General features: G+C 69.9%; 19 protein-coding genes and 1 pseudogene. 11 read left to right on the top strand and 9 right to left on the bottom strand.

The window, feature by feature from the left end:
• Positions 1-479: 479 nt before the first annotated feature.
• Positions 480-758, top strand: a complete 279-nt coding sequence (locus AC08OT_RS06240; protein WP_476592003.1) for a hypothetical protein — start codon at positions 480-482, stop codon at positions 756-758.
• A gap of 108 nt (positions 759-866) precedes the next feature.
• Here the strand turns inward: AC08OT_RS06240 and AC08OT_RS06245 are convergent, their stop codons facing one another.
• Both AC08OT_RS06245 and AC08OT_RS06250 read right to left on the bottom strand, forming a co-directional pair.
• Entirely contained in the window at positions 867-1016 is a 150-nt protein-coding gene (locus AC08OT_RS06245) for a hypothetical protein (RefSeq protein ID WP_476592002.1), read from the bottom strand.
• Positions 1017-1037: 21 nt separating this feature from the next.
• Complete coding sequence (locus tag AC08OT_RS06250) at positions 1038-3005, bottom strand: hypothetical protein (RefSeq protein ID WP_476592001.1); 1968 nt, start codon at positions 3003-3005, stop codon at positions 1038-1040.
• Between the two features lie 333 nt (positions 3006-3338).
• On the opposite strand from AC08OT_RS06250, the gene AC08OT_RS06255 reads away from it, so the two are divergent.
• Positions 3339-4277: a putative protein N(5)-glutamine methyltransferase gene (locus AC08OT_RS06255; protein ID WP_476602620.1), complete on the top strand. Its 939-nt coding sequence runs from the start codon at positions 3339-3341 to the stop codon at positions 4275-4277.
• A gap of 145 nt (positions 4278-4422) precedes the next feature.
• Here AC08OT_RS06255 and AC08OT_RS06260 read toward each other — a convergent pair whose 3' ends face one another.
• Both AC08OT_RS06260 and AC08OT_RS06265 read right to left on the bottom strand, forming a co-directional pair.
• Positions 4423-5445 (bottom strand): tyrosinase family protein, encoded by a 1023-nt coding sequence (locus AC08OT_RS06260; protein ID WP_476602621.1) that lies wholly within the window; start codon positions 5443-5445, stop codon positions 4423-4425.
• 1 nt (position 5446) lies between these two features.
• A complete protein-coding gene (locus AC08OT_RS06265; protein ID WP_476591999.1) occupies positions 5447-5950 on the bottom strand; it encodes a hypothetical protein in 504 nt (167 codons plus the stop codon).
• A 359-nt stretch (positions 5951-6309) separates the two neighbouring features.
• Between AC08OT_RS06265 and AC08OT_RS06270 the strand changes: the two genes are divergently transcribed.
• Entirely contained in the window at positions 6310-6450 is a 141-nt protein-coding gene (locus AC08OT_RS06270) for a hypothetical protein (RefSeq protein ID WP_462204069.1), read from the top strand.
• A gap of 188 nt (positions 6451-6638) precedes the next feature.
• Here the strand turns inward: AC08OT_RS06270 and AC08OT_RS06275 are convergent, their stop codons facing one another.
• Together AC08OT_RS06275 and AC08OT_RS06280 are read right to left on the bottom strand one after the other, a co-directional pair.
• Positions 6639-6863, bottom strand: coding sequence for a PIN domain-containing protein (locus AC08OT_RS06275; RefSeq protein ID WP_476591998.1), 225 nt, complete (start codon positions 6861-6863; stop codon positions 6639-6641).
• Positions 6863-7126: a type II toxin-antitoxin system Phd/YefM family antitoxin gene (locus AC08OT_RS06280; RefSeq protein WP_476602622.1), complete on the bottom strand. Its 264-nt coding sequence runs from the start codon at positions 7124-7126 to the stop codon at positions 6863-6865. The genes AC08OT_RS06275 and AC08OT_RS06280 overlap by 1 nt, the downstream gene beginning before the upstream one ends.
• 131 nt (positions 7127-7257) lie before the next feature.
• Here AC08OT_RS06280 and AC08OT_RS06285 point away from each other — a divergent pair, with 131 nt between their 5' ends.
• Positions 7258-7884 (top strand): aldo/keto reductase, encoded by a 627-nt coding sequence (locus AC08OT_RS06285; RefSeq protein ID WP_476591996.1) that lies wholly within the window; start codon positions 7258-7260, stop codon positions 7882-7884.
• 117 nt (positions 7885-8001) lie between these two features.
• On the opposite strand, the pseudogene AC08OT_RS06290 reads toward AC08OT_RS06285, so the two are convergent.
• Positions 8002-9159: pseudogene (locus AC08OT_RS06290) on the bottom strand (RNA polymerase sigma factor).
• A complete protein-coding gene (locus tag AC08OT_RS06295; RefSeq protein ID WP_476591995.1) occupies positions 9156-9563 on the bottom strand; it encodes a YciI family protein in 408 nt (135 codons plus the stop codon). The pseudogene AC08OT_RS06290 and the gene AC08OT_RS06295 overlap by 4 nt, the downstream one beginning before the upstream one ends.
• Before the next feature lie 133 nt (positions 9564-9696).
• On the opposite strand from AC08OT_RS06295, the gene AC08OT_RS06300 reads away from it, so the two are divergent.
• The 4 genes from AC08OT_RS06300 to AC08OT_RS06315 all read left to right on the top strand — a co-directional run bounded on the left by AC08OT_RS06300 (position 9697) and on the right by AC08OT_RS06315 (position 14470).
• Entirely contained in the window at positions 9697-10059 is a 363-nt protein-coding gene (locus AC08OT_RS06300) for a hypothetical protein (RefSeq protein ID WP_476591994.1), read from the top strand.
• A 136-nt stretch (positions 10060-10195) separates the two neighbouring features.
• Positions 10196-11464 carry an ATP-binding protein gene (locus AC08OT_RS06305; protein WP_476591993.1) on the top strand — a complete coding sequence of 423 codons (1269 nt, stop codon included), beginning with the start codon at positions 10196-10198 and terminating at the stop codon, positions 11462-11464.
• A 244-nt stretch (positions 11465-11708) separates the two neighbouring features.
• Positions 11709-12803 (top strand): hypothetical protein, encoded by a 1095-nt coding sequence (locus tag AC08OT_RS06310; protein WP_476602623.1) that lies wholly within the window; start codon positions 11709-11711, stop codon positions 12801-12803.
• Positions 12803-14470, top strand: a complete 1668-nt coding sequence (locus AC08OT_RS06315; protein ID WP_476591991.1) for a hypothetical protein — start codon at positions 12803-12805, stop codon at positions 14468-14470. The genes AC08OT_RS06310 and AC08OT_RS06315 overlap by 1 nt, the downstream gene beginning before the upstream one ends.
• A 205-nt stretch (positions 14471-14675) precedes the next feature.
• Here the strand turns inward: AC08OT_RS06315 and AC08OT_RS06320 are convergent, their stop codons facing one another.
• On the bottom strand, positions 14676-15104 hold the full coding sequence (locus AC08OT_RS06320; protein ID WP_476591990.1) for a MerR family transcriptional regulator: 429 nt from the start codon (positions 15102-15104) through the stop codon (positions 14676-14678).
• Positions 15105-15205: 101 nt separating this feature from the next.
• Between AC08OT_RS06320 and AC08OT_RS06325 the strand changes: the two genes are divergently transcribed.
• The 3 genes from AC08OT_RS06325 (at position 15206) to AC08OT_RS06335 (ending at position 17187) form a co-directional block, all read left to right on the top strand.
• Positions 15206-16057, top strand: a complete 852-nt coding sequence (locus AC08OT_RS06325; RefSeq protein WP_476591989.1) for an NAD(P)-dependent oxidoreductase — start codon at positions 15206-15208, stop codon at positions 16055-16057.
• A 290-nt stretch (positions 16058-16347) separates the two neighbouring features.
• Positions 16348-16473, top strand: a complete 126-nt coding sequence (locus tag AC08OT_RS06330; RefSeq protein WP_462203325.1) for a hypothetical protein — start codon at positions 16348-16350, stop codon at positions 16471-16473.
• Positions 16474-16653: 180 nt separating this feature from the next.
• Positions 16654-17187 carry an AlbA family DNA-binding domain-containing protein gene (locus tag AC08OT_RS06335; protein WP_476602624.1) on the top strand — a complete coding sequence of 178 codons (534 nt, stop codon included), beginning with the start codon at positions 16654-16656 and terminating at the stop codon, positions 17185-17187.
• Position 17188 lies beyond the last annotated feature (1 nt).

A 17188-nucleotide genomic window follows, 5' to 3' on the forward strand; every position in this document is an offset into this window, starting at 1 on the left:
CCACTCCTCACCCAGGGCGCGCATCGTTGGGTAGCGAAACTCTTACAGAATCTCTTGCAGAAGAGGCGTGCAGGGGTCATGATTACCTTGAGTAGCGATGATGCACCTCAAGGTGAGAGTTTGGGGTAGGGCTGGTTGCGGGGAGACGTCGATGGTCATCGCGCAGGGTCCGGGATGTCGGTAGGGAGACCGCGCCGAGACACGGTGCCCCGCACCTGTGGTGCCTCCATGCCCGGCGGCCGCGTCGCCGGTCCCGCAGGTGTCGACGCCGTCAGGCGTCAACCGCCAGCCGCCGGTTCCGGGTGAGTGGATGACGATCCTCGCCCGGAGCCGGCCATCTCGCCGTTGTCCGCCGCGCTGTCCCCGTCGCGCGGCTCTCCGTCGTGCGGCTGTGCGGGGGGGGGGGGATTTCTTCCGCGGCGGCTCCGGCGGGCAGATCCACGCTCATCATTATCGGACAATCACCGAAAGGCGCGACAATGAAGACTCGCCAATTCCAGGTTTACGACGGCGATGGCGAACTGGTAGCCACCTTCCCGGAATGGGAGGCGGCGCACAACTGGGCTCATCTGCGCGCGAACGAGCCGGTGACCTCGCGGCCCGTGCAGATCGAGGATCGGGTCGAACGCCGTACTTGGACGATTGAGGCGGACCACTGCCGGCTGACCGTGTGGCGGCGACGGGTCGAGTACGGATACTGCGGGCGTGGCGACCTGCGACATGCCGCTACCGCTCGTAAGCACGCCCGGGCGTCCTGAGCCGGTCCACTCGTAGCTGTTGGTGACTCCCGCCTGCGGGTTGGCGCGGCACCCGGCCCGATGGTCTCCCCACCTGGTCCAGACGGAGACCGGTGAGGACTTCGTCCGTCACCCGGTCAACCGGCTGCTGTGGACCGCGATGTACGTCTCCGTCGCCGCCGCCACGGCGGGCGGGTCGAATACCGCCCGACCCCGGGCGGCGGGGCGGCGTTCCGTATCGTCCTGCCCGGTCCGTCGCAGCCCGACTGACCTGTTCACCTTCGCTCTCGCGACCTCCGGCTACCCCGGATCTACCACGAGGGCCTGGAAGTCCCGCAACGTCGGCGCACCGGGATGTCCGCAGCCGCGCATTATGGCGAGCAGCTCCGCGAAGTCCAGGCCGGCCAGGTCGCCGGCCATCTCCCCGATCTGTTCGCGGACGACCTCAGGCCCGCCCATCTCCAGCAGTTGCAGGAACCCTTCGGTCATGACCAGTGCCTGCTCCCGATCGGTGAGGTCCTCCGGCTGCAGGGCGCCCCGGTCGAGCAGGGCCGTCACCGCGAGCGGGGCCAGTACCGGGTCGTCGCGCAGCCCGTCCAGGAGTTCCGCCCCGGCCGGCACCGCCGAGGTGAGCACGTTCAGCATCGCCGCAGCCCTGGTCCGAAACGGGCAGACCCGCACCGCGTCCAGCAGCGGCTCGACGTCACCGCCGTGCCCGGCCAGCCAGTTGGTGATCTCCGCGTTACCCGTCTCCCGGGTGTAGTGCTCAGCGATCACACCCAGCAGTTCGGCGGGCTGTGCGGTTGCCAGGTCGCCGACGAGGCCGGCCTCCCGTCCCTCGGCGAGCAGCCGCCCACGCATGGCCCGGGTGCCCAGCGCGGTCAGCGCCACCAACTCGGTGGGCTGGGCGAGCTCCGCGCGCAGGCGGGCCGCCGCCGGGCCGGAAATCGATCGCTCCACCGCGAATGGCGTCTCGACGTCGTCCGCGAGAGTGGCGATGAACTTCTCGTCCGCGAGCCCGCGCGTCCTCTCCACGGCGCCCAGCGCGGCCAGCACATCGAACACACGTTTAATGTCTCTCCCGAGGTGTGTTCGCCAACCGCCCTGCTGCAGGGGGCTTCCGGCGTCGACGCGGAACTGCTGCCGGCACGACTGCCACACCGCCTCCTCCAGGCACGCCATCGGCTCCAGGCACGCCATCGGCATCGGATCCGGCAGGCTGTAGATCGTGTTGAGCATGTCCGGGACCGCCTCGGCGTATACGTCGTACAGCAGGGAGGTGCCACTGCCCGTCCAGATCGGCAGACACACCACGTCCCGCAGCTCGAAGAACGTCTCGAATGCCCGCTGCCACAGTGCCTCGGCGTCCTTGAGTAGCGGCCGCGCCTTGGCCACCGCCACCAGCTTCGTCCGGCTGACCCGCACCAGGCGGGTCTTCTTCGCCCAGGTAAAGATCAGGTTGAGGTGGGGCAGCTCGGCGGTGCTGCGTACCCGCAGGCCCTGCTCGCCGGTATCGAGAAGGTCGACAAGCTCACGCGCGTCGGCCGGCCTGAGATTTCCGGCGGCTGTCAACGGCCGACCATCCGTGCCGACCCAGGCGACGAACGCGCGAAGCTGCCCCACGACCCGGCTGCGCCCGGCCGCCTCCGCGAGTTCCTCCGCCGGCGGCAGACTGACCGGGAGCTGGGCGATGGTCCGTTCGGGTACCGGACCCGGGTAGGCGAACTGCCCGCTCATCAGCTGGTCCAGCAGGTCGTCGTCAGGGCCGGCCAAGCCCGCCAAAACGTGCTTGAAGTGCTCGGGCACGGCCGGAGGGATGATCTCTACCACGGTGTCGCGGACCGTCATATCCCAGAATTTCGGAATCCCCCGACGATCCGGGTCTGCCAGTGCGGCCGGGAACTCCGCCGCGGTCCGCACGATCGCCGCTTCGTTTTCCTCCACCGAAGCGCCCCGCGGGTCCCGGAGCCCGGACTCCGCCATGAACCTGAGCAGCGTCCGCAGGGACGGCGGGGCGTCCGCCAGCTCCTCGGGATCAGCCGCCACATACCGGGGGATCCATTCTAGGAGGAACCGACGCACATGAGCAGGTGTCCACAATTCCAGCCGACCGTCGGTGCTCAGCTGCCGCGAATCCAGCGCGGCCTCCAGGACCAGCGGATTAGCTGGCAATCCTCGCGCCCGCGCCCATGTCTCGCACCGGTGGACCAGCAGCTCCTGCCCGGCCTTGAACTCTTCCTGCTGCTCGATCTCGTAGAACGTACGCATTTGTATTGCCGCTCTCTCCCGGAAAGCCTGACCAGTCAACGCTACCGGTCAGCCGCGACCGACCAGCCAGCGGTGACCGCAGGGCGTGGAGAGGGCATGGAGCGCATGAACGTGAGTGCACGGACGATCGAGGTGAGGCCCGCCGGGAGGGCGGTGAGCGGATCTTCCGTTCGCCGGGGTGACGGCCCGCGGCGATCCGGATCAGATAGCTCGGGTAGGATGGCCGTTGCCACAGGCGATCGTCTTGAGGAGGTGAGACCCATTTCCGCTGTGTCAGGGTGGGTGCTCTCCTCCCGCGGTCGCGCGGTTCGCTCGAAGTAGGCGATCGGGAGGGTGCCCTTCGGCATCCCGAAAGGCTTCCCGTGTCGACATCCGGCCCTTCTGCTTCCTTTCTCCCCTCTTCTCGCCCGTCTTCCTCACCATCTTCGCCCCTGCCGCGGTCCGTCGTCGTCACGAGGCTGCGGGCTGCCGGCTGCCGGCTGCGTCTTCGCCGAGGACGAGGCGCGGCTGCTCGTCGATGCGGCCCGGACCCCGGGCGAACTCGCCGCGATGGTGCAGCGGCGCGTCGCCGGCCTGCCCTTGGAACACGTGCTCGGCTGGGCGGAGTTCCATGGCCTGCGGATAGCCGTGGACCCCGGGGTCTTCGTGCCCCGCCGCCGCACGGAGTTCCTCGTCGATCAGGCGGTCGAACGGGTCGCCGACCGGTCCCGGCCGGTCACCGTCGTCGATCTGTGCTGTGGCTCGGGGGCGGTGGGGGTCGCGCTGGTGGCGGCCTTGCCCGGGATCGAGGTGCACGCCGCCGACGTCGAACCGGCCGCGGTGCGGTGCGCCCGCCGCAACCTCGCCTCCGCCGGTGGCCGGGTCTACGAGGGTGATCTTTACGAGCCGCTGCCAGCCGTCCTACGGGGCCACGTGGACCTGCTGGCCGCGAACGCCCCCTATGTACCCACCGACGCGATTGAGCTGATGCCGCTGGAGGCTCGCGAGTACGAGCCGCGGGTGGCGCTCGACGGCGGGGCGGACGGGCTCGATGTTCTGCGGCGGGTGGCCGCCGAGGCGCCGCGGTGGCTGGCCCCGGGCGGTCACCTGCTGGTCGAGACCGGCGAGCGGCAGGCAGCGTCGATCGTCGAAGCCACCGCCCAGGCCGGCCTGATCCCCACGGTCGCCGGTTCCGCCGACCTGAACGCCACCGTCGTCATCGCGACCAGGCCGGCCGCGGCTCCCGTGTCCGCGGTGGGCGCGGCATCCGGACAGCCGCCGTCAGTCGGGTAGGCCCAGCCCTCGTCCGCGGCTGCCCGCGGAAAGGCCGCGGGCAGCCGGATGCAATGGATGCAGATGGACCGAAGCCGTCCTCGGTGAATCTCCGGGACCTGCTTGTCGGTCAACGGGACCTGTTCGTCGGTCAACAGGAGATGTTTCAGGGCAGGACGTCGTAGGTGTAGGTGCCGGTCATGTCGAGCACGCTGCGGGGGGTCGCCGGCGTGCTCGACGTGCTCGACGGGGCGAACGGGGAGACCAGCGGGTCGTCGATCCGATGGCCGAGGAGGCTTGCCGGGGCGGTCATGTCCGGCTGGTACACGCGGCCGTGACGCCGCATCCAACCCTCCCAGACGCGGTCGACGTTGCAGTGGTGCACGAAGAAGACCGGGTCGTTGGGGGACGACGCCAGTGACATGTCCCTGCCCCCGCCGACCCAGCGGTGGACCTGGTTGTGCAGTCCGGTGCCGATGAAGCCTTCGAGACGGTTGCGGAACCCCCGCAAACTCACGTTGAAGGGAGCCTCGTCGTAGCTCGCGAGTGTCGGATCGGCGACGGTGTCGAAGGCTGCGGTGAGGTCGGCGTTGCTCGGCAGGATCGACGATCCGAACGTGGCGCTGCCGAATCTCCGCCGCACGCCGCGTTCGGTAACCTGCTGGAGCGCGCCGCTGCTGCTGGTGGAGATCCGTACCCGGAAGCTGGTCGGGTCGGCGGGGTCGAAGAAGAACGCACCGCCGGGGATCGGGGTGCCCTGGCCCCCGAAACCGTCCGGGGTGTTCCGCCACAGCGCCGAAGCAGCGGGGTTCGGTGCCGTGCCGGGAGCGGAGGGTGTCCCGTCGCGCGCCCAGTCCCAGTACGGCAGCCCGAAGTTCGGGTCGCCGAGAACGCGCTGGAGGTGCACTTCCAGCCAGCCAAGCATGACTCGGTGCCAGGGCAGGAAGACGGGGCCGGCGTGCGCGGCGTTGCGGTTGCTCGGTGACCCTCCCGGGGGGACGGGGGTGTTCATCGCGATGACATGCCAGATGACGAACAGGTCGTAGGTCCGTACCGGTCGGCTCGGACCGGGGAGGCCGAACTGATTCGTGCGCAGCGTCGTAGGTTCGTGTTTGAGGAGCTTGATTCCGCGAATGTAGGCCTTTCTCGCGTCGTGGTCGAGAAGGATGTCGCGCCGGACGACCGCCATGTCATGCCCCTTCCGGGAGCTCGCCGTGGGCGTCATGGTGATGGTGCTCGCCCGGACCGCCGTGCGGGCCGTGGTCGTCGCCCGAGGCTCCGGGGGAGAACTCCTCGGGGAAGGCGGTGATGATCAGGCGTACCAGGTCGACGACCGAGGGGATCTGATAGTTGGGCAGGCCGTGGCAGTATGCCGTGCCGTCGTTGGAAACCCCAATGTGGACGTTCAATGGCCGGCCGTCGACGGTGATCTCGTAGGTGGTCGTGATGACGACGTGGTGACCGTCGAAGTCGTCCTCGCGGATACTGCGGGCCGGGTCGCCATGTACGTGTTCCGGCCGGGGAAGGCTAGCAAGATAGTTGGCGAGAAAGGCGGGATGAGTGACGCCTGTCGGGTCCGGTGGCATGTAGTTCCCCCGAATGCCAGGCGGTGTGGTGAGGGTGGTGAGGTGACCAAGAATCCACCGGCGGTATGGGTCTGGCAACGAGGTGTCGTCCAGGCGTCTGTGCGTCACGTGGGTCGGAGACGCCGCGACGTTGCTGGTGCCGGGGGATACGTCAACCTGCCGACCGAGGTGTTATCGGATGGTGGACAGCGCCTTGTTCACGTCTTCGGCGTCGAACTCGACCGGGTCGAACTCGCTGGCGTCCTGCGGGCCCAGCCATCTTGCGACCACGGCTGGTTGGGCTCATGAGTCAATTCTGCTCCCGCCGTCATGGCCGCCCTTCGCAGCCCCGGACAGCGGACCACAGTGTTGGTCTGGAAACAGAGGGGTGGCCGATGTCGCCGACGGGGCTGGCCCGGTGTTCGGTGGCATGATTCTCGTGGGCCGCGCTGCGTCGTGCGCTCTCAGTCGGCGCTACGGGTGATGGCATGAGCCTGCACCTGAGCCAGATCGACGAGGCTGGCGAGCTGCTGACCAACGCCCCGTTGGCGCTGCTGATCGGGATGGTGCTGGACCAGCGGGTTTCGGGAAGAACGAACGCGCTGCCGGCCGCCGCTCGAACGATCTAGCGGCCGGCGCCGGGTGACACGGCCGGCAGACCGGATGCGTCAGCGGCTTCGGCGAGGAGCTTGTTGTAGCTGAGGACGACGTCCAGGGAGTCCTTGAGTTCGAGTGCTGTCGCCAGGTGGATCGCGTCGAGGGTGCGCAGCCGGGGCGGTGGAACGCGGGCCGCGTCGGCGAGCAGCGGTGGAGCGATCTATACAAGATCCACATCGGTCGACAGGAAGGACTCCGCCGGGCCGAGCAGGGCCGGGTTCACCAGGCTGAGCAGCCGGGTCAGTTCGACGGCGAGCAGGGCCGAGGAGACGAGACGCAGTGGCTTCTTCTGCTCGGCGAGCCACTGACGAAGGTCACCCGACTCCTTCTCGGCGATGAACACCTTGGCCAGGGCGGATGTGTCGAGATAGATCCGACTCGGCATCAGCCTTCGCCGCGCAGGTCGGCGAGCCATGCGTCGGTGGAGCGGCCGGTCGGGTTTGCCGCCGGCTCCGGCAGGTGCGCGAGGTTGAACGGACGGGTGGCCTGGCGGATCAGACCGGCGGCGACAAGCTGCTCATAGCGGTCGTCCGCCGCCGGGACGATCCTCGCGACGGTCCTGCCCCGGTCGGTCACCTCGACCGTCTCACCCGCGCGGACCAGCGCGAGCACGCGGGCGGTCCGCTGGGAGAGCTCGCGCATACCCATCCGGAGCCGTCCGTCATCTGCCGCCGCTGTCATACGCTCTATAGTTACTACATGTACAGCGCTGCTTTGGAGCTGACGATCTACCCTGGGGCCTGGAATCGGTGCGTGCCGAACCTGCGATGATGGCGCGGATGAGCGAGCATGGACGCCACTGCGAGGAACTGATCGCGGATTGTCGCCTCCGGGCGGCGACCGATCTGTTCGCCCATACCTGGGACCCCGTCGTCCTGGCGGCCCTTCGCCCGGGCCCCCGTCGGCGCCGCGAGCTGCGTGCCGCAATCGGCGGCAGGCACTCTGAAGATCGGCGAGGTGGAAGCCCGGGCGCGCGTCACCGAGATGGCCACCGCGGGCCGGATCCGCGGCCTTCGCGGCGCGGTCGGCTGACCGGTCGAGTTCGTCGCGGCCAGCCCCTGCCCGCGCGCAGCCGGCTACCCGCCACCGCGGACTACGGCCCGCCTGTGGACGACGAATATCTGTTCGCCGTGGTCGACGCACTCGACGAGATCGCCGCGGAGACTGGTCGGGCCGTGCCGCAGATCGCGCTGAACTGGCTGCTCCAGCGGCCCACGGTGTCCTCCGTCATTATCGGCGCGCGCGACGAGACACAACTCCGGCAAAACCTCGGGGCGGTCGGCTGGTCGCTGAGCACGGGACAGATAGCACGGTTGGACGAGGCCAGTGCCCGCACCGCTCCCTACCCGTACTTTCCGTACCAACGACAGGAGGGTTTCGCCCGGCTGAACCCGTCGCCCGTTTAGAGCTGCGTCCGCCGGTGTCCGCTGGTGGTCTGCTCGGGCGGATGCTCGGCAGGCGGCGGTGGGGACGCTTGCTGCCGCTCAGGATGCAATGCGTGACCTAAATCCGAGCGCGATCCGTCAGCGGCACCGGCGGGCGTTGAGCCGGGAGGCCTGGCGCGTCAGGTAATCGCGCTCGGCGAGGTTGGGTGCCTTGTGGGCCGCCTCGGCGTACAGCCGTGCCGCCGTCGCCAGGTCGCCGTCGCGCTCGTGGAGGTACGCCGCCACCGCGGCGTGGCGGGGCAGCGAGTCGTCCAGCGCCGCGAGCGCCGCCAGCCCGGCGCGCGGGCCGTCGGCCTCGCCGACAGCCACTGCGCGGTTGAGCCGGACGACCGGGCTGTCGGTCAGGCTCGCGGGCTCGTCGTACCACTCGACGATCTGCACCCAGTCAGTCTCCTCGGCGGTGGGCGCGTCAGCGTGGAGTGCCGCGATGGCGGCCTGGGCCTGGAACTCGCCCAGCCGGTCGCGGGCGAGGGCCGCCTGCAGGATTTCGACGCCCTCGGCGATCGACTCAGTGTCCCACCGGCCGCGGTCCTGCTCGGCGAGCGGCACCAGGCTGCCGTCGGGCGCGGTCCGGGTGGCGCGCCGGGCGTGGTGGAGCAGCATGAGGGCGAGCAGCCCCGCCACTTCGGGGTGGTCGACCGCGGCCGCGAGCTACCGGGTGAGCCGGATGGACTCGGCGGCGAGGTCGACGTCGCCGGAGTAGCCCTCGTTGAAGACCAAGTAGAGGACGCGCAGCACGGTGGCGACGTCGCCGGGCTGGTCGAACCGCACGCCGGAGATGGTGCGCTTGGCACGGCTGATGCGCTGCGCCATGGTCGCCTCGGGCACCAGGTAGGTCTGGGCGATCTGGCGGGTGGTCAGCCCGCCGACGGCGCGCAGCGTGAGCGCGATCGCGGACGGCGGCGTCAGCGACGGGTGGGCGCACAGGAAGTAGAGCTGGAGCGTGTCGTCCACCGCGGGCGCGGGCCCGGGCGCCGGCTCCTCGTCGACGAGGTCCTCACGCCGGCAGCGGGCGGCGTCCGCCCGGGTCGCGTCGAGGAACCGGCGCCAGGCCACGGTGACCAGCCAGCCCTTCGGGTCCCGCGGCGGGTCGGCCGGCCAGACGCGGACCGCTTCGACCAGCGCGTCCTGCAAGGCGTCCTCGGCCGCCGCGAAGTCGGCTCCGCGGCGGACGAGGATCCCGAGCACGCTCGGCGTGAGGCTCCGGAGCAGGGCCTCGTTTAGCTGAGAGGTCACTCCGTGATGGTGGGCGGCGAGGCCAGGAACGGGCGCACCTCGAGCCACTCGTGGATCGGCTTCCCGCCCGCCCCAGGGGCGGCCGACAGGTCCCCGGCCAGCTCGATGGCGCGCTCGTAGCTGTCGACGTCGATCACCATCCAGCCGGCGATGAGGTCCTTGGTCTCGGCGAATGGGCCGTCGGTGACCGGCGGGCGCCCCTCACCGTCGTACCGGACGAACGTCCCCTCGGGGGCAAGCGCCTGACTGTCAACGAACTCGCCGGTCCCCTCGAGCCGGGCCGCGAAGTCGTTCATATACTGCACGTGCGCCGCGATCTCCTCCGGCGTCCACTGGTCCATGGGCACGTCGTTGACCGAAGCCGGCGCGCCGCGGTAGTGCTTGAGCAGCAAGTACTTAGCCATCGTGTTTCTCCTCGGTGCTGGTGCGACCCATTTTGGTCGCGTTCACCGCAGGGACGGAGCCAGTCGCGGGTTCTCGACATCGCCGGTTGCATCCCGAGCGCTGGAGTCTCAGCTGAGCGCCGTCACGACGGCCGTGCTCGTCGCTGTCCGGGAACGCCCGGAGCGGATGCGCGCCGACCGCGACGAAGGTGAGCGGCGAGTGGCCCGCATCGTTGCCCTGGGTCGTCAGATAGCGGCCGCGGTGGTGGTCGACGCGGCGCGCGACCCGGTCGCGAGCCGTCGGTTCGATGAACTGGTGCGAGTGGCAGGTATAGACGTGGTCGTGGTGACCGAGGAGCACGCGGTTCTCGCCCGGCAGGCGTACCGGGACTTCGGCCGGGGCAGCGGCAGTCCTGCCCGGTTGAACTTCGGTGACCCAGGAACGGGATGGTGCTGGACCAGCCAGTCTCGGAAAGGTGGAGTGGGACGGGACGGTCCGCACCCATCTGACAAGTAGCGCCAGGCTTTGGTCCGCGGCACCGCGTTTGTGCCCCCTGCTGCCCTCCGTCGCGGGCTGCCTGCGAGGTCGGATCGGCAGATCTGTGAGCCTGCTGTCGGAAGAGTAGAGTACCTGCTTATAGTAGAGTAGAGATGTGGTCGACTATCGGCGTCGTGTCCTCGACGACACACTGGACGCACTTCAGTCGCATCTTCGCGCCCTGTCGATCCACGGGCCGAAGGCGGTGGGCAAGACCGCGACTGCGATGCGGCGCGCAGAGTCGATCATCGATCTCAGCCTTCCCGGCCAGCGTGAGATCATGGCCGCCGATCCGACCGTCCTGACCCGGCTGCCGGGGCCGGTCCTGGTCGACGAGTGGCAGCGCCTTCCCGAGGTGTGGGACCACGTGCGGCGCGCGGTCGACGCCGGCTCGCCTGCCGGTCACTTCATCATCGCGGGCAGTTCCGCACCGCGGGGGGCAGTGGTCCACTCGGGCGCGGGGCGGATCGTGCCGTTGCGGATGCGTCCGCTGAGCATGGCCGAGCGAGACGTCGACAGGCCGACGGTGAGCCTCGCCGCGCTTCTCCACGGGAACAGCGATATCGGTGGTGCCACCTCGCTTCGGCTGACGGACTACGTCGAGGAGATCACTGCATCAGGCTTTCCCGCCCTCCGCGGCCTGCCACCGCGGGCGCGTCGAGCCGAGCTGGATGCGTACCTGGACAACGTCGTTCAACGGGAGTTCCCCGAGCAGGGCTACCCGATCCGGCGGCCGACGGTGCTGCGCGCCTGGCTCGCCGCCTATGCCGCAGCCACGTCGACGACGACGGCCTACTCGAAAATCCTGGATGCGGCGACTCCCGGCCTGGGTAACAAGCCGGCCAAGGAGACCACTCTCGCCTATCGTGACGCCCTGTCGTCGCTGTGGTTGCTCGACGCGGTACCGCCGTGGATTCCTACCCGAAACCATCTTGAGCGGCTCGGTCGGTCCCCCAAGCACCATCTGGCGGACCCGGCGCTGGCCGCGCGGCTGCTCGGACTTGACGACTCCGCGCTGCTGCGGGCCGAGCAGGGCAGCACCGTCCTGTCGGCAGGCACGATTCTGGGGGCTCTGTTCGAGCATCTCGCCGCGCTCAGCCTGCATACCTACGCCGAGGCCGCCGAGGCCCGGGTAGGTCACCTGCGCACCCAGAACAACGACCACGAGGTCGACCTGATAGTCGAGCACTCGGACGGCCGCGTGCTGGCGGTTGAGGTAAAACTGGCGGACCGGGTCGAGGACTCCGACGTCAGGCACCTGAACTGGCTACGAGACCGCATCGGAGAAGACCTGATCGACGCCCTCGTGATCTATGCGGGTGAACATGCCTACCGCCGACGTGATGACGTCGCCGTGGTCCCGCTGGCACTTCTCGGTCCGTGACCCACTGGGTGGGTGGCGCCGCGGGCGAAAATCGACCAGCGGGTTTCGGAAAGGACGAGCGGATGTGGACGGCGCGGCACCGTTCGCCGAGGCGGGGCCCTCGGACAGGCCGCGCCGCTGGCGGAGGGGTGGCCACCGGAGCACCCGGCACCCCGTGTCTTCTCGTTGCCTGGCCGCTGCGACCGCTCGGCGGCTGATTCACCCAACTCTGGTAGACCTCTGGGCCATGACCGGACATGACGAGGTGACAGAGCTTGACGAGGTGCTCGGCGTCGGTGTCGACCGTCTCCTTCGCTCGGCCGAGGCTCGGGGCCAGGCCCTGCCGGCCGGGCCGGCCGTCACGACGGTCGCGGTCGTCCTGCTGCACAGGGACTCGCGGGTGCGGGCCGGGCTGCCGGAGATCACCGCGGCGCTGGCCAGGGAGATCCTGACCGGGAGCCTCGCGACGCTCGCGGTGCCGGCCCGGGACGACCTGGAAGTCTGCGCTCGCGTGCTGAAGGCTCTGGCGGACGAGCAGCACGCGGCTCGCCTGCTGAGCGCGAAGAAACTGGCGAAGCTCCACGCGGCTGTCGACGAGGCCACCGCGGACTACGAAGAGGCGCTCTTCGCGCCGGAACGGACGACCTGGGAGCGTTTCTACGCCCGGCTCATGCGTGACGAAGGCGTTGAGGTCACCGACGAGTCCGCCGTACGCGTCTGGCTCGCGCGTTACCGCGGGCGTCCCCTGGCGGACCGGAAGGCCGCCTTTCTCGCCGTGACGACCGCTCCCGACGAGACCGAGCCGACGAGACCGAGCCGACGAGGGCGGCGTCCACGCGGCACGCGCGCGGCAGTCGTCGGCCAGCTCTCCGAAACCGTGCGGTCCGGCGTGGAGCTTGGCGTCAGAGCCTTCTACCTGCCGTACCTCTATCAGGAGGACGGCACAGACGAGTCCGCGTTGGCGCGGATCGAGGCCTGGGTGGACCGCGTGATCGATGGTGTCACGGCGGCGGGGCTTAGCAAGGCCCTGCGGGAGGAGTTCCGCGATCTTGCGCCGTCGGAGGACATCCTGGTTGGCCCGATCGTGGCGGAGCTGAGCGACCGTCGGGAAGACTACGGCGGGTGCCTGCCGCCGGTCCTCGACCTGGCGCCGCTGGCGCCACGCGTGCCTGTTCCAGGCGCAACGGTGGCGACACCGCGGATACAGCGGATACCGCGGCGCTCGTCCGCTCGGCTCCCCTGCTCTCGGCCGCGGCGGGCCTCGCCCGCTGGGTGGACAGGCGGGGCGGAGTCGGCGAGGCGGAGCTTGGCCGCCACCTCGGGGACACGGCTGCCCAGTTGGGTCTGCCGGAGTCGGTGATGGAGCGCGTCGCGCGGTTCGCCTGGACCGTCTCGATGCTTCGCGTCCAGGACGGCCGGGTGGCCGCGGGCGAGGCGTGGTCCATATGGCGGGAGGGCGACGCCGACGACCTGTTGAACCTCGCGGTGACGAGCTACGCGGCCGTGCGCACGATGGCCGCCGACCTGACCGGGGACGGTCACAGGCAGGCCGGCGACCAGGGCGTCCGCCAGCCGGCCGAAGGCGCTGAGCGGGGCGAGCGGGGCGAGCGTGAGCCGGACACGCCTGGGCTGGGCGAGGACGACGACCCGTTCCTCGCGTCGGACGAGGACGACGGTCCGTTCCTTGAACCCGACGAGTTCGCCTCGGACGAGGGCGACGAGCGGGTCGTCGACGGCGACGTCCCGGTCCTGTTCGAGCTGTTCGGCCAGCAGGGGACGGCCTCCGTCGCACGTCTGGCGGCTATCGGCCTGGACTGGGTCATCCGGCGTGCGCGGGAGCCGGTCCTTCCGGTACCGCCCGCGGGCCCGGAGGACCCGGGCGCGGCACCGGCCATGAGCATGTGGGCGTGGGACCCGCTTGACCCGGGCGCGTACGCGCTGCCGGAGGACGACGAGCTGGACCGCCTGATCGGCCTGGACGAGCCGCTCGACGCCGACGAGCGCGTCGAGCTCGCACGGCAGGCGCGGCTGACGGCGCTTGTCGCCGACCGGATGGCGGGGCTGGGCCTCGTCTGCCGGGCCGGGGACACGATCATGCTGTCTAGGCTCGGCGAGCGGGTGATGGGCAGTCTCGCGAGTCAGGCCGGCTGGGACGTTCCGACGTTGAGCGAGGTAGCCGCCGCCGAGCCGGCGGTGATGGCCCGATGGCTCGGGACCTGGCCGGCCTGGGCACGGGTGGCCGGCCTGCTGCTGTGGGCCGGTGCGGGGGATCTTGAGCGTCGCTGGCTTGACCTGTTCGCGGCGTGCGCGGCGAGCCCCGGGCAGCACCAGACCGTCTTCGAGCTGCTGGGGGTCGACACCAACAGGTGGGCGCGGCAGCGGCTCGCCCCCGGCATGCCTTACCAGGCGGCGCCGGACGACGCGCTCCCGTCGCCGCTGCCCGGCCCCGGCGCCGAGGAGCATCTGCTGGCGGCGTTGCGGGAGGCCGTCGCGGACCCCACGATCGGCGCCTATGCGCTGGCGGCGTGGCGGTCGAGGGGAGGCCAGGGTGAGGTGGAGCCACCGCCTCGTGCCCGCGCGGTCCTGCTGAGTGATCGGCTTGTCAGCCTCCAGCTGACCGCGTTCTGGTCGACACTGTTGGCCGACGAGATGCCGTCCGGCCCCGACGGGCCGTCCGAGGCCGACGGGCGGCTCGGCGCGGGGGACGACCCGCTGGAGCGCGCGATGCTCGCGGCCTTCGACGAGGAGGCCGCGGGGTGGCCGGGCGGAGGCGCGGCGCTGGTGGGAATGCTGCGTGACGTTTCGCCCGGGCGGTCCGCGGCGCTGGTCGGCCTGGCGACCATTGCCAGGCATCGGCCGGACGCGGTCGTCCAGCCCGCCCGGCAGGCGGCCGAGCCGGCCTCGCGGCCCGAGGATGCTCCGGCGCGCCCGAGGCCGTCGGTGGGCGGACGTATGCCGTCTCGGCGGGACGTCGCCCGCCGCCGCGCACGGGCCAACGGATCCAGGAGCAGGAAAGGCCGCGGCTGAGACGCCCGCCTTCTCGCTACTCACCTGGCTCCGGTGGCCGCCGCGCCGCGGTCGGCTACGGTGATGTCGTCGGACTGCACCTGAGCCAGATCCCGGCGGCGGACGAACTGCTGACGAACGATCCGTTGGCGCTGCTGATCGGGATGGTGCTGGACCAGCGGGTTCCGGAAAGAACGAACGCACTTCCAGCCAGCGTCGGGACGATCTAGGCCGCGACGGACCCGGTGCCGCCCTCGACACCGGCCGAGGTCACCGACTGGCATCCGGCCGGGTCCGCGTCCGTCGGCGGGGTGGCGGTGATGACGTCTTCGAGCAACGCCCTGGCGGTCGCCAGCTCGGCGATCGCGGCGCTGATCCGATCGTGTTCGCGCCACAGCGACGGCAGCATCTCGGGACAGCCCGGAGCCAGACCCTCGCCGCTGTCGACCACGCAGGGCAGCACCTCGGCTATGACCGCCGTCGGTAGGCCGGCCGCGAGCAGCGTGCGAATCCGGCGGACGGCCTCAACATCGTTCTCGTGGTACTCCCGGTAGCCGCTGGGCCGCCTGGCCGGCCGCAGCAGACTCTGTTCCTCGTAGTAGCGCAACGCGCGCTCGCTGCTGCCGGTCCGCCGAGCTAGCTCACCGATACGCATGTGACCTCCGGCACTCCACAGTTGACTCTCACGTCGGTGTGAGGCTTTACCGTAACCCCCCCGTGACCAGTGAACACGCATCCAGTTTCAACGGTGCACCAGTGACGGTTCTCGGCCTTGGCCCGATGGGCCAGGCACTGGCGAGCGCCTTTCTCGACAACGGACATCCGACCACGGTATGGAACCGGACCCCGGCGAGAGCCGAGACGCTCGTCGGTCGCGGCGCCACATTCGCAACGACAGTGACCGACGCGGTGACGGCGAGTCCGCTGACCGTGGTCTGCGTCATCGACGACACCGCGGCGAGGGACATCCTGGCCCCGGCGGCGGAGGCGGTGAAAGGCCGAGCGGTGGTGAACCTGACCTCTGACTTGCCGGACGCGGCGCGGGCGATGGCGGACTGGGCGGCGGACCACGGCGTCGACTACCTCGAAGGTTCGATCATGACACCGGCGCCGACCATCGGCGGACCGGCGGCCGTCGTCCTCTACAGCGGGCCGGAGCCGCTCTACGACACCTGCCGACCGACGCTCGACGCGCTGGGAGGCACAGCCGTCCACCTCGGCTCCGACCACGGTCGCGCGGCGGCATTCGATATGGCATTGCTCGACATTTTCTGGACCGCGATGAGCGGCATCGTTCACGGCTTCGCGCTGGCCAAGGCCGAAGGCGTCTCGGCCGCGGCGCTCGCGCCGTTTGCCCGCGGCATCGGCGAGCTGCTGCCTCCGATCATCGACGAGTTCGCGGGATACATCGACTCGGGCCGGCATCCAGGCGGGACGTCGAACCTGCTGTCCGCGGCGGCGGGCATGAGCCACGTCCGCCACGCCGCCAGCACCCGCCACCTCGACACGACCGTCCTCGACGCGGCGCTCGCCGTCGCGCGACGGGCGGTCGACACCGGGCACGGAGCCGACGGGTTCTCCCGGCTCGTCGAGATGCTCAAGCCGTAGGCGCGCGAACGCCGGGACAAGATGAGGGAAACGCCTCTCCAGCGTTTAGTAGGCGAGGTCTGGAACTACGTGGTCGGGGGCGGCTCCGCCGGCTGACGCCTGTCGCCGACGGCCCGTTGGTCCGCGCGGTCCGCGCGATCAGGATCTGCTCCGGATGGTTGATGACCTTCGGCACCACGGGTGCGCCGTCAGACCGAGGCGTGGATGCCGGAGCCTGGTGCCCACGACGTCACCCGTGGCTGTTCGGCTGCCGCGTCGATACCCCGGGCGGACCGGACTACCTTAAGCCCATGGGCCTGCATCTGAGCCAGATCGCCGAAGCGGACGAGCTGCTCACCAACGATCCGCTCGCGATCCTGATCGGGATGGTGTTGGACCAGCGGGTATCGGAAAGAACGAGCGGGATGGGGTCATAGGCTCCGCACCCGAGCCGTGATGCCCCGCAGGGACGGCCGTCATCAGACTCCGATGCCCCCACCGCCATGCCGACGCCCACCCGGGTCCAGCGTCGGGCTCATGGTAGTCGGTCATGGTAATTAGCCTGAGCGGTACCATGATGGCATCCTGATGCGTCGAAGGCATCCTGATGGGGAGTCATGGACCGCGAGACAGTGGCCCGTACACTCGGTGACCTGGCTCGGCTCGGCAACGACAACTATCGGTTCGAGATCAAGAAGGCCAGGGGCGGCATGCCCCAGTCGTTGCACGAGACGATCAGCGCATTCGCGAACGGTGAGGGCGGGACGGTCCTTCTCGGCGTGGACGAGAAGGCGTCGTTCGCGGTCTCGGGACTGGTGGATCCGGAGTCAATTCGGGATAGCTTCGTCACGTTGTGTCGCGCTATGGACCCAACGGTCGCACCGTTGGTCGACATCGTGGACATGGGTGGCTCGAAGGTTCTCTATGCCTATGTACCGCCGATTCCACGGGACCGTCCTGCCACCTGGCGCGGCTTGCCCCGTGGGACGCATCCTTCATCCGCATGTCGGACGGCGACCGAAAGCTATCGGCATACGAGGTCCAGCTCCTCCTCGAGAACCGGGCCCCGGCACGGCATGTTGCCTCCGTCGTGCCGGAGGCAACGCAGGATGCTCTCGACTCGCAACGGCTACGGATTTGCATTGAAATAAC

It is taken from the genome of Frankia sp. CgJB1 (genome assembly GCF_977947065.1).

Coding starts and splice junctions, on each gene's coding strand:
- AC08OT_RS06240 (WP_476592003.1), top strand. CDS start 480: ATGAAGACTCGCCAATTCCAGGTTTACGACGGCGATGGCGAACTGGTA.
- AC08OT_RS06250 (WP_476592001.1), bottom strand. CDS start 3,005: ATGCGTACGTTCTACGAGATCGAGCAGCAGGAAGAGTTCAAGGCCGGG.
- AC08OT_RS06260 (WP_476602621.1), bottom strand. CDS start 5,445: ATGGCGGTCGTCCGGCGCGACATCCTTCTCGACCACGACGCGAGAAAG.
- AC08OT_RS06270 (WP_462204069.1), top strand. CDS start 6,310: ATGAGCCTGCACCTGAGCCAGATCGACGAGGCTGGCGAGCTGCTGACC.
- AC08OT_RS06275 (WP_476591998.1), bottom strand. CDS start 6,863: ATGCCGAGTCGGATCTATCTCGACACATCCGCCCTGGCCAAGGTGTTC.
- AC08OT_RS06280 (WP_476602622.1), bottom strand. CDS start 7,126: ATGGGTATGCGCGAGCTCTCCCAGCGGACCGCCCGCGTGCTCGCGCTG.
- AC08OT_RS06285 (WP_476591996.1), top strand. CDS start 7,258: ATGAGCGAGCATGGACGCCACTGCGAGGAACTGATCGCGGATTGTCGC.
- AC08OT_RS06295 (WP_476591995.1), bottom strand. CDS start 9,563: ATGGCTAAGTACTTGCTGCTCAAGCACTACCGCGGCGCGCCGGCTTCG.
- AC08OT_RS06315 (WP_476591991.1), top strand. CDS start 12,803: ATGGAGCGCGTCGCGCGGTTCGCCTGGACCGTCTCGATGCTTCGCGTC.
- AC08OT_RS06320 (WP_476591990.1), bottom strand. CDS start 15,104: ATGCGTATCGGTGAGCTAGCTCGGCGGACCGGCAGCAGCGAGCGCGCG.
- AC08OT_RS06330 (WP_462203325.1), top strand. CDS start 16,348: ATGGGCCTGCATCTGAGCCAGATCGCCGAAGCGGACGAGCTGCTCACC.
- AC08OT_RS06335 (WP_476602624.1), top strand. CDS start 16,654: ATGGACCGCGAGACAGTGGCCCGTACACTCGGTGACCTGGCTCGGCTC.